The organism is Francisella sp. 19X1-34 (genome assembly GCF_041102755.1).
In the GTDB taxonomy this organism is placed as follows: domain Bacteria; phylum Pseudomonadota; class Gammaproteobacteria; order Francisellales; family Francisellaceae; genus Francisella.
In genome coordinates, this window is record NZ_JBGCTX010000021.1 from 25,333 (window position 1) to 35,848 (window position 10,516).

Sequence of the window (10,516 nt, forward strand, 5' to 3'; positions counted from 1 at the left end):
AACAATAATAACAAAAAAGCAAAAAAAAGAAAAGAAAAAGTATTATTTATTAGATTTTCCAAAAACAGACTTGAATGCAACATATAGATAATTGCACATAGAGTAAACCGTCAAAATAACAGCTATATATAGCATTAAGAAGCCCAAAAATATAAACCAAGTATTAAAACTTGTATAATCTATAGAGTGCCTAAAATCTATCGCTGGCTTAATCAAGAATATAAACAGCGCAGCCATCTGAGCAGTCGTTTTAACTTTACCCCAAATTCCAACCTTAACAACACTACGCTGACCCAACTCTGCCATCCACTCACGTAAAGCAGATACCAAAATCTCTCGACAGATCATCACAATAGCAGGTATTGTAGCCCACCAATAAGGATACATCTCAACAAACAGACAAAGTGCTGTAGCAACAATAAGCTTATCCGCAACAGGGTCTAAAAAAGCACCAAGCTTACTTGTCTGCTCCCATTTGCGTGCCAAATAACCATCCAACCAGTCAGTAGCAGCCCCTAACAAAAATAACGTAGCTGTAATCCCGTGATGATGAGGAAACTCAAAATAGTAACATATAACTATAAAGGGGATTAAGGCCAAACGACCAAAAGTCAAAACATTAGGTAGATTAAAAAACATAAACCTAAACTCCTGTATGACCAAAACCACCAACGGCTCTAACAGTCTCTTCTGAAAATTCTTCAACAACATTAAAAGTTGCTTGAACAACTGGAACTATAACAAGCTGAGCAAATCTCATTAACGGTTCAATTTCTATAACCTCTTGAGAACGATTGAAACAAGAAACTTTTAGCTCACCTTGATAATCAGAATCTATAAGCCCAGTACCATTCCCAAGCACTAAACCTTTCTTATGCCCCAAACCTGATCTCGGTAAAATCATAGCAGCATAGTTAGGATCTGCAATGTTAATAGCTATACCAGTTCCAACAAGCTTACATTCACCCGGATTTAAAAGCACACTCTCAGAGATACAAGCCTTCAAATCAACAGCTGCTGAACCCTCTGTTCCGTAGCTTGGTAGCCCATTAATAATTTCTTTATTTAAAAACTTAAGCTCAATATTCACAAAAACCCCTATAAAATAAACACGCCCGCAAAATATCCTAGCATGACAAATATTGGCAACGTAGGCATATAACCATCCAACCTATCAAGCACACCACCATGTCCAGGCAAGATATTACCGCTATCCTTAACCCCTGCTATACGCTTCATCATGCTCTCAAACACATCACCAACAACAGATAATACAGCAACAAGAGCCGAAATCAATACCATATACACATACTCTAAAGGCGTTAATCCCATATATATTAAGAATATTATAGCAACTATAATTGCACAAAGCATTCCACCAAGAAGACCTTCCACAGTTTTATTTGGACTTAACCTAGGCAACATCTTATGCTTACCAATTGCCTTACCTGTAAAGTACGCTCCACTATCAGCTGCCGCAACAACTAAAATGAACATAAATATCCATGCTACACCATTACTATGCAGAATGTATAAACAAGCAGCAAAAGGAGCTATAGTAAACAGACCTAAAACAAGCATTTCTGCAGACGAGATAGCATTTATCTTCTCTCTTTCATACTGACTTAGCTTAAATATCGCATACAACCAAAATATAGGAAAAATATACTGTAAGTAAACAAAAAACTGAGAAACCACAAAAGCGGCTATCACAAATATAATAAGGTATTTAAGCATAGAGTCTTGATCAACTTTTGCCAGCTTTAACCACTCATGTGCCGATAACATAGCTACAAGAAAAACACCGACACCAAATGAATAATCAGATGCATATAGTAAAAAACAAAATACTACTGCTACAAGCACAAGACCTGTTATAATTCTTTCTTTCATAATTCCCTCTTATTTAAGCTGCTCACCACTTTTACCAAACCTTCTTTGACGAGAATAAAAATACTCTACCGCCTTATCTAGTTCTTTTTTAGAAAAATCTGGCCACATAACATTAGTAAAATACATTTCTGCATATGCAAGTTGCCATAACATAAAATCACTTAAGCGAACCTCACCACTTGTACGTATAAGTAAATCAACAGGTTCACTACCAGCAGTCAGATACTCACCAAACATTTGCTCCGTGACATCATCAGATACTAATTTTTGATTTTGAACATCACTTACCACAGCTTTAACTGCTTGTACAATATCCCAACGCCCAGCATAATCAACAGCCAATCTTAGCTGCAAACCAGTATTTTGAGCTGTTAAAGATTCAGTTTCAGAAGTTATATTTAAAAGCTTTGATGAAAGCCTTGTCTTATCACCAACAACTTTCAAAGAAATATTATTTTTATGTAACTTAGGAGCTTTATCCTTCAAAGTTTTACAAAAAAGATCCATCAAACCTTCAACTTCTTGAGCTGGTCTTAACCAATTATCTCTCCCAAAAGCAAAAAGCGTCAAGACTCCTATATTATTTTCAGCACAATACTCTATTGAAGCATCAACACTAGATATAGCACTTCTATGCCCAAAAATTCTTGGCTTCAATCTACTTTTAGCCCATCTACCATTGCCATCCATAATTATAGCAATATGTCTAAGAGTATTGTTCTTAGCCGAGATCATAAATAAATTAGAATAAAAATTAAACTAGGTAAATAATAAGAAAGAATAGTAAGAATTACAAGAGTAAAAGCTCAATATCCCCCTAAACACTATAGCCCTGATAGAATACTACCTTCTATTATTTTAATAATCTGCCTCATACCATCAGCATATTTACTAGTATCTACAACTTCAGACACAATACGTTTTGCAGCCACCATACAAATACAACAGGCGTCCAATCGAAGGACAGCACACACTGTCAGCAATGCTGAAGATTCCATCTCTAAATTTAAAACATTGAGTTTACACCACTCTGCCACAGAATTCTTAAAGTGATTCCTAACATAACCACTATAGCTATCTAGCCTTTCTTGTCCAGGGTAAAAAGTATCTGATGAACCAGTAATACCCATATGAACTTTCACACCACAACTCTCTGCTGCCTCAAACAACTTATTATTAAGCCTAAAGCTAGCCACCGATGACCACCCACTCCTACTGACATAATTAAGACACATAATTTCACCAACTTTACACAAATTTGAAGTATATTCTCTATTGCATGCAAGAAGCTATTGCACCTAAAGATTAATAATCTAAAAAATCAGTGACTTAAGCATTTAAATATTAAGATAACACTATGTAGATTTAAATAGCTTTATAATAAAGCTTTGAAAGAACCAGCTCATACGAATAAGCCAGATAAGTAGGGGAAATAAGTTTTATAAATTTATAGCTAGACTTCCATTAAGTCTTGTTCTTTTTTAACTGCTAACGCATCAGCTTGAGCAACCATTTTATCAGTAATTTTCTGGATATTATCTTCTGCTCTTTTAGCTTCATCTTCAGTTATTTCTTTTTCTTTAAGAAGCTCTTTAATATCACTATTAGCATCACGGCGGATATTTCTAATAGAGACTCTACCACTTTCAGTTTCAGATTTAACCAGCTTAACCAACTCCCTTCTTCTTTCTTCGTTTAATGCCGGCATAGGCACTCTTAAAGAATCACCTAAGTTTGTAGGGTTAAGACCAAGATCAGACGTCATAATAGCTTTTTCAATTTGACCCGAAAGCCCCTTCTCCCACGGAGTAATACCTAAAGTTCTAGCATCTAAAACTGTAACATTCGCCACCTGAGTAATAGGAGTAGCAGAACCATAATAGTCTATAGTTACATGAGCTAGTATATCAGGGTGAGCACGACCTGTTCTAATTTTAGCCAAATCATCAGCTAAAACATCCAAAGACTTACTCATTCTGCTTTCAGCATCTTTTAGAATTTCATTTATCATAAAAATAATCCTTTTAAAAATTAATTAGTCTAAAGTAACCCAAGTACCATATTTAGAATCAACAACAGCATCGACCAAAGCATTATGCTGAGTCAAATCAAACACATATATTGGAATACCAAAATCTCTACATTGAGTAAAAGCTCCCAAATCCATAACACTCAACTCTTTTGCAACAACTTCTGAGAAAGTAATTTTCTCAAAGCGTTTTGCATCTGAATATTTGTTTGGGTCTTTATCATATACTCCATCAACAGTTGTAGCTTTTAGTAAAGCATCCGCACCAATCTCAACAGCTCTTAAGCTAGCTGTAGTATCAGTAGTTACAAACGGGTTACCTGTACCACCAGCAAAGATTAAAACCTTACCAGCTGCTAATGACTGATTAAATTCATGCGCACTAGCAACCTTAAGTAAGCCATCAACACCTTTTGCTGAGAAGACATCTGCTTCGACATTTTCACTAATAAGCATATCACGCAATGCCAAAGCATTAATCATAGTAGCAATCATACCCATTGAGTCTGCAGTAGCTCTTTCGATTTTATTACCAAAATTAGCTCTACCTCCACGCAAGATATTACCTCCGCCAACAACTATAGCAAGCTCAATACCCTTGGATACAAGAGTTTTAATTTGATCTATGATAGGTTTTGCAGAATCAACATTTATACCAAAACCTTGATCTGCAGATAAAGACTCCCCACTTAACTTAAAAAGTACCCTTTTAAGTTTTAGGGGTTTTTGAGAACATTCTGACGAATCGTTAGACATATATTAACCTTTAATTTGGTTCATCACCTCTGCCGCAAAGTCTTCTTCTTTCTTCTCGATACCTTCACCAACATCAAGACGAATAAAGCTAGCTACTTTTGCATTTTTATCTTTAAGAAGCTTTTCAACTTGGATACTTGGATCTTTAACGAAAGCTTGACCAGTTAAACTAACTTCACCAGTAAACTTCTTCATACGACCAACAACCATCTTCTCAGCGATTTCTTTTGGCTTACCAGATTGCATAGCGATCTCAACTTGGATAGATCTTTCTTTCTCTACAACATCTGCAGGAACATCTTCAGGATTAACATACTGAGGATTAGCAGCTGTTACATGCATAGCGATATCTTTAGCAAGCTCTTCATCACCACCTTCTAAAGCAGCAACCACACCAATTCTACCACCGTGAACATAAGCACCTAAGTTAGCAGCTTCTGTAGCTTTAACTCTACGAACTTGAATATTCTCACCAATTTTAGCAACTAAAGATTTTCTAGCTTCTTCAACAGTTTCACCTGTTGAAATCTTAGCTTCTAAAACTTCTTCGATAGTTTTTGCATTAGCAGCATGAGCAGCTTTCACAGCTTCTTTAGCAAATGCTTTAAAGCTATCATCCCTAGCAACGAAATCTGTTTCAGAGTTGATTTCAAGTAACACAGCTCTACCATCAGCAGCATAAGCTTCGATAACACCTTCAGCAGCAACACGAGAAGCTTTCTTATCAGCTTTTGCTTGGCCAGAGATTCTCATCTCTTCAGCAGCTTTTTCAATATCACCTTCAGCAGCAACTAGAGCCTTTTTACACTCCATCATGCCAGCACCAGTTCTTTCTCTAAGTTCCTTTACTAATTTAGCAGAAATATTTGACATTGTTTTATTATCCTTGTTTTGTTTCTTATGCTTCTTGTTGAGCTTCTACAGCTTCATCAGATTTTGCTTCAATAGCTCTATCTAAACCTTGAGCATCTATAACAGCATCAGCAAATTTATTCATATAGAAAGATATAGACTTAACAGCATCATCGTTACCTGGAATGATATAATCAATACCTTCAGGGTTTGAGTTAGTATCTACGATAGATACAACTTTGATACCAAGCTTCTTAGCTTCCTGAATAGCAATATGCTCTTTGTTGCTATCAATAACAACGATAGCATCAGGAATACCACCCATTTCTTTAATACCACCAAGAACTTTCTCTAACTTCTCAATAGTTCTTAAGTTTTGAAGCATTTCTTTCTTAGTCAAAGATTCAAAAGTACCATCTTCTTTCATCTTTTCTAACTGAGCTAATCTTTTGATAGATTGTCTAACTGTTTTATAGTTAGTAAGCATACCACCTAACCATCTGTGGCTAACAAAAGGCATACCACATCTTTTAGCCTCAGTTTCTATGATATCTTGAGCTTGTCTTTTAGTACCAACAAAAAGAACTTTACCACCGTTAGCAACAGTTTTACCAACAAAGTTAACAGCATCTTGGAAAAGAGGGACTGTTTTTTCTAAGTTGATGATATGTACACCATGGTTAACACCAAAGATGTATTCATTCATTTGTGGGTTCCAGAAAGCTTTTTTGTGTCCGAAGTGAACACCAGCAGATAACATTTCTTTCATTAAAGACATTTTATTAATCCTTATTTATTTGGGTTATATCTAACACTTTAAACCAGCTCAAACATCGCAAAACGACACCCTTTAAGCTAGCACTTTTTTACTAAAGTGTATGATTTATTAATTAAACATTTACTTATACCTAAAAATACAAGCTTGCTTATTCTATCATAAGATGTCTAAAAATTACAAAAGTTTATTTCTAATTAAGTATCAAACGCTATTTGAAGAAGTTAATAAAGAGTTCTGCTAAAAAACATAAAATGCTACAATATTACAAAACTGCTAAATAATATAAAAATATGATTTCACTAATAGTTGCATATGATAAAAATCTTGGTATTGGTAAAGAAAACTCTTTAGCATGGAAATTATCTGAAGACCTTAAAAATTTTAAGAAAATTACTGAAAATAACTACATAGTAATGGGTAGAAAAACTTTTGAATCAATTGGTCGCCCTCTTCCAAATAGAAAAAACATCATTTTAACTAGAGATAAAGATTACAAGCAAGACAAATGCTTAATAATAAATAGCACTCAGGATATTTTGAACTTTGCTAAATCAAAACCACACTATGAGATATTTATAATAGGTGGTGCGCAAATTTATAAAGAATTCTTACAATATGCCGATAGATTATACATAACTGAAGTTGACACACAGATGAGTGATCTTGATGCTTTTTTCCCTCAATGGGATAACTCCAAATATAAACGCATAGGTCATAAAAAATTCAAAAAAGATGTCAAAAATGAGTTTGACTTTACTTTCAGTGTTTTTGAAAAAAACTATGATTAAGCAAATTCAATAGAACTTCAATACCTAATAATGTATATTTATAACTATAAGGAAGCCTCCTGGAAAAAGAAATGTTCACCCAATCTTCAGACACAATATTAATGGTAGATCCCGAGTATTTTGCAACCGCCACATATGAAACAGATATTGATAATAAATCATTTAGGAAAGAAGTCAAATTTAAAGGTAATATTATCCAACTTCTTGCTAAGGAAGAGTTCCATGAAATGGTTAACTACCTTAAATCTCACAACCTAAAAGTTATCACATTAAAATCTCCCAAAGGTGCTTCTGATGCAGTGTTTGCTAATGATTGGCTTTCAACACACATAATAAATGGCGAGCCCTATGTCTTTGTTTATCCTATGTACGCAGAGAGTCGCAGGCGTGAAGTACAGGTAAAAGAGTTATTAAAAGCATTAAAAATCAATACTGGTCTTGATTACAAAGTTGAAGATTTTCGTGGTGACTATAGCAGAGCTCTTGAGGGTAACGCAGCTCTAGTATTTGACAACTCCTCTAAAAAGGTTTTTTTATCTAGATCCTGTCGCGCTGATGAGACACTAGCAAAGCAAGTTGCTGACAGACTTGGTTTTGAGCTAATCTGTTTCACAGCTTATGATCATACTGATAACCCAGTATTTCAAACCACTCAAATACTTAGCATAGGAGAAAAATTAATATTTGTCTGTTCAGAGTCAATCAAATGTGAAAAAGAACGAGAAATAGTAATGAATGCCTTAAATGAATCAGGTAAAACTATCATCGATATCTCAGTTGGTCAGATCTTATTACGCTGCTGTAATACTCTCGAAGTCAAAAACAAACAAGGCATCAGCTACTTAATATTATCATCGATGGCCCATATGGGATTTACCAAAGAACAAAAAGAGATTATTAATAAGCACTGCACTCTACTTCCTTGCCATGTAAAAACTATAGAGGATGTTGGAGGAGGCACTGCTAGATGTATGGTTGCCGAAATACTAAGAGTATAATCTACACAGAAACTGGTTTTTAAAATTGCCTGAACATAACTAAGTTTAACTGAACCGACTTAGCACGTTAAAATATTCTAACCAATAAATTCACACACCATCTTAAATAGCTCGTTAGGTCTCTCAATATGTGGCAAATGACCAGTATCTTTAAACTTATAATACTCAGCTTTTTTCATCAATTCAGAAAACCTTCTAACATCCTTTTCATAGAAAACAATATCCTTCTCACCAGCAATTACCAATGTAGAAACTTCAACTTTTGAAATCCATTTACTTGAGTCAAATCCCTCAATTGCGCAGCGTTGATTTTTAAATCCTACCAAACTAAAAGGATGTGGATTTGATATTACAAATTCAACAAGCTTCTGTATTTTTAAATCACTTCTTAGAAAATCATCAGAATAGACCCACGGTAAAAACAATCTAGTTATAACCTTAGGTTCTATCACCCCTGCTGCCAATAATTCATAAAAAGCCTGCATAAACACACTATAATGCCTTGAGCTTTTGGTTGCTGAGTTTAATATAACCATTTTTTCACAGATCTCAGGATAATCATGCACAAGTTGCTGAGCAATAAAACCTCCCATCGATGAGCCAATAACAATTGCTTTATCTATCTTCAAATAATTACAAAGACTCTTTACATCATTAGCCATTTGAACAATTGAATACGGCTCATCTGGGCAGTCTGTCTGTCCAGCTCCTCTATTATCAAATGTTATAACCCTATAGTCTAGTGCAAGCTTGTTAGCAAACTCACCCCAAGCCTTATGATCAGCTCCAAAGCCAGCTATTAGAATAATAACACGTCCAACTCCTTTATCTTCATAATAGATATCAATATCATTAACTATTGCCTTAGGCATTACACTCTCCATGCTCGTACACTAAAGATAAAACTCTACTATAATAAAAACAGGATTTAAATAGATATACAATTAATTAATATCTCTAACATACAAGTTAAAACAAAAAATAATTTCCAATAGGCATAAAAAAGCCACACAAGGTGGGTTCTTAAATTTGGCATCCCGTAGGGGATTCGAACCCCTGTTGCCGCCGTGAAAGGGCGATTTATGATTTATAACAATATAAACAACTTTTATCTCAAAGTATTAAAAACCTATATTTTAAAGTAGTTACAGCAGTTTTATTTATTTTTAAGTAAAAGAAGAATACAATATATTATAAAATTTGTAGAACCCCATGTAGAACCCCAAATGCCAAAAGCAAAATTAACTAAAAGTTTCATTAATAGTATTAATACTAAGGAAATATCAAAAAAAATTGATTATTTTGACACTGAAATTAAAGGTTTAATATTAAGAGTTTCTCCATCTGGAACAAAATCTTATAGATTAAAATATTACATAGAGCGTAAGCCCAAGATTTACACAATTGGTCAAAATGGAGCAATTACTTTAACTCAAGCCAAATCAGAAGCACAAAGATTGAACAGCCTATTAATAAAGGGAGAAAGTATTAATACAAATATAAATAATGCTTCTAATCAACTTACTTTTAAAGAATATCTAGATACTTTCTATATTGATTGGTATAGCCGAAATAGAAAATGTTTGAGGTCACTTATGGAAAATATCAATAGTTCTTTAACATTTTTCTTCAACTATAGACTAGAAGAAATTGATACTACTTTAGTCAACAAATATATTAAAGAATACAAGTATAAAAAAAATTGTAGTAATGCGAGAATTAATAGAATCATTTCAACACTAAAAGGAGCTATAAGTAGAGCAGCAGAATATAACTATATTAGATCAAACAAGTTAATTAACTTTAAATCATTAGGGGTAACAAGGAATAAGATAAGATACCTTAATGATGAAGAAAACTTTAGATTCTTCAAGACATTAAATAAACAAACAGAAATGTTTAAAAATATAGTAACTATCGCATATTATTCTGGCATGAGAAGAGGTGAGATCTTAAGCCTGAAATGGGAAGATATAGACCTTACAACTAACCAAATTGTCTTGGAAGCAACAAATACTAAATCTAACAAATCTAGATTAATTCCTATACATCAAAAAATTAGCAAATTTATAAAAAGTAAAAATCATAAAAAAGGCTTAATATTTACCAGTGATGATGGACTCCCAATCACTCAAATAAATAGGCAATGGAAAAAATTTATACTTGAGGCTGAAATAGAAAATTTTCGTTTTCACGATCTAAGACATAATTTCTGTAGCATACTCGTTATGAAAGGTACTCCAATATACACCGTTTCACAACTAGCAGGTCATGCAGATGTTAAAACTACACAGATATATGCACATCTTAGTCCTGATGTTAAAAAGAGTGCTATTGATTTGTTGTAATATAACCTCAGTTCGGAATTAAAAGCATTGTAAATTAAGGGTTTAGTAGTGTTTTTAGGTTAAAATAAGCGAAA

At 33.9% G+C, this 10,516-nt stretch carries 13 protein-coding genes; 3 read left to right on the plus strand and 10 right to left on the minus strand.

Annotated elements, in window-relative coordinates; genetic code table 11:
• Nucleotides 1-42: 42 nt before the first annotated feature.
• From pgsA to rpsB, 9 genes are all read right to left on the minus strand, one after another.
• Nucleotides 43-639, minus strand: a complete 597-nt coding sequence (gene pgsA, locus AB8E56_RS04835; RefSeq protein WP_329478571.1) for a CDP-diacylglycerol--glycerol-3-phosphate 3-phosphatidyltransferase — start codon at nt 637-639, stop codon at nt 43-45.
• Between the two features lie 4 nt (nt 640-643).
• Complete coding sequence (gene dut / locus AB8E56_RS04840; protein WP_329478573.1) at nt 644-1,090, minus strand: dUTP diphosphatase; 447 nt, start codon at nt 1,088-1,090, stop codon at nt 644-646.
• Between the two features lie 8 nt (nt 1,091-1,098).
• Nucleotides 1,099-1,893, minus strand: a complete 795-nt coding sequence (locus tag AB8E56_RS04845; protein ID WP_329478576.1) for a phosphatidate cytidylyltransferase — start codon at nt 1,891-1,893, stop codon at nt 1,099-1,101.
• A 9-nt stretch (nt 1,894-1,902) separates the two neighbouring features.
• Entirely contained in the window at nt 1,903-2,628 is a 726-nt protein-coding gene (gene uppS / locus AB8E56_RS04850) for a polyprenyl diphosphate synthase (RefSeq protein WP_329478577.1), read from the minus strand.
• Nucleotides 2,629-2,717: 89 nt separating this feature from the next.
• The gene (locus AB8E56_RS04855) at nt 2,718-3,089 is read right to left on the minus strand and encodes a hypothetical protein (RefSeq protein ID WP_369518642.1); all 372 of its coding nucleotides are present in this window, start codon (nt 3,087-3,089) and stop codon (nt 2,718-2,720) included.
• A gap of 257 nt (nt 3,090-3,346) precedes the next feature.
• Nucleotides 3,347-3,904: a ribosome recycling factor gene (frr, locus tag AB8E56_RS04860; protein WP_329478581.1), complete on the minus strand. Its 558-nt coding sequence runs from the start codon at nt 3,902-3,904 to the stop codon at nt 3,347-3,349.
• Between the two features lie 24 nt (nt 3,905-3,928).
• Nucleotides 3,929-4,678: a UMP kinase gene (gene pyrH, locus AB8E56_RS04865; RefSeq protein WP_329478584.1), complete on the minus strand. Its 750-nt coding sequence runs from the start codon at nt 4,676-4,678 to the stop codon at nt 3,929-3,931.
• Between the two features lie 3 nt (nt 4,679-4,681).
• A complete protein-coding gene (gene tsf / locus AB8E56_RS04870) occupies nt 4,682-5,551 on the minus strand; it encodes a translation elongation factor Ts (protein ID WP_329478586.1) in 870 nt (289 codons plus the stop codon).
• A gap of 25 nt (nt 5,552-5,576) precedes the next feature.
• Nucleotides 5,577-6,308 (minus strand): 30S ribosomal protein S2, encoded by a 732-nt coding sequence (gene rpsB / locus AB8E56_RS04875; protein ID WP_329478589.1) that lies wholly within the window; start codon nt 6,306-6,308, stop codon nt 5,577-5,579.
• Between the two features lie 290 nt (nt 6,309-6,598).
• On the opposite strand from rpsB, the gene AB8E56_RS04880 reads away from it, so the two are divergent.
• Both AB8E56_RS04880 and AB8E56_RS04885 read left to right on the plus strand, forming a co-directional pair.
• Nucleotides 6,599-7,096: a dihydrofolate reductase gene (locus AB8E56_RS04880; protein ID WP_329478591.1), complete on the plus strand. Its 498-nt coding sequence runs from the start codon at nt 6,599-6,601 to the stop codon at nt 7,094-7,096.
• 71 nt (nt 7,097-7,167) lie between these two features.
• Complete coding sequence (locus AB8E56_RS04885; protein ID WP_329478593.1) at nt 7,168-8,094, plus strand: arginine deiminase-related protein; 927 nt, start codon at nt 7,168-7,170, stop codon at nt 8,092-8,094.
• A 77-nt stretch (nt 8,095-8,171) separates the two neighbouring features.
• Here the strand turns inward: AB8E56_RS04885 and AB8E56_RS04890 are convergent, their stop codons facing one another.
• On the minus strand, nt 8,172-8,966 hold the full coding sequence (locus AB8E56_RS04890) for an alpha/beta hydrolase (protein WP_329478595.1): 795 nt from the start codon (nt 8,964-8,966) through the stop codon (nt 8,172-8,174).
• 354 nt (nt 8,967-9,320) lie between these two features.
• On the opposite strand from AB8E56_RS04890, the gene AB8E56_RS04895 reads away from it, so the two are divergent.
• Nucleotides 9,321-10,442, plus strand: coding sequence for a site-specific integrase (locus AB8E56_RS04895; RefSeq protein WP_329478597.1), 1,122 nt, complete (start codon nt 9,321-9,323; stop codon nt 10,440-10,442).
• Nucleotides 10,443-10,516: the final 74 nt, after the last annotated feature.

Excerpts from the sequence above, each read along its gene's own strand:
- AB8E56_RS04895 (WP_329478597.1), top strand. The coding sequence starts at position 9,321 with ATGCCAAAAGCAAAATTAACTAAAAGTTTCATTAATAGTATTAATACT.
- pgsA (WP_329478571.1), bottom strand. The coding sequence starts at position 639 with ATGTTTTTTAATCTACCTAATGTTTTGACTTTTGGTCGTTTGGCCTTA.
- AB8E56_RS04890 (WP_329478595.1), bottom strand. The coding sequence starts at position 8,966 with ATGCCTAAGGCAATAGTTAATGATATTGATATCTATTATGAAGATAAA.
- tsf (WP_329478586.1), bottom strand. The coding sequence starts at position 5,551 with ATGTCAAATATTTCTGCTAAATTAGTAAAGGAACTTAGAGAAAGAACT.
- AB8E56_RS04885 (WP_329478593.1), top strand. The coding sequence starts at position 7,168 with ATGTTCACCCAATCTTCAGACACAATATTAATGGTAGATCCCGAGTAT.
- pyrH (WP_329478584.1), bottom strand. The coding sequence starts at position 4,678 with ATGTCTAACGATTCGTCAGAATGTTCTCAAAAACCCCTAAAACTTAAA.
- rpsB (WP_329478589.1), bottom strand. The coding sequence starts at position 6,308 with ATGTCTTTAATGAAAGAAATGTTATCTGCTGGTGTTCACTTCGGACAC.
- AB8E56_RS04880 (WP_329478591.1), top strand. The coding sequence starts at position 6,599 with ATGATTTCACTAATAGTTGCATATGATAAAAATCTTGGTATTGGTAAA.
- AB8E56_RS04845 (WP_329478576.1), bottom strand. The coding sequence starts at position 1,893 with ATGAAAGAAAGAATTATAACAGGTCTTGTGCTTGTAGCAGTAGTATTT.
- uppS (WP_329478577.1), bottom strand. The coding sequence starts at position 2,628 with ATGATCTCGGCTAAGAACAATACTCTTAGACATATTGCTATAATTATG.
- frr (WP_329478581.1), bottom strand. The coding sequence starts at position 3,904 with ATGATAAATGAAATTCTAAAAGATGCTGAAAGCAGAATGAGTAAGTCT.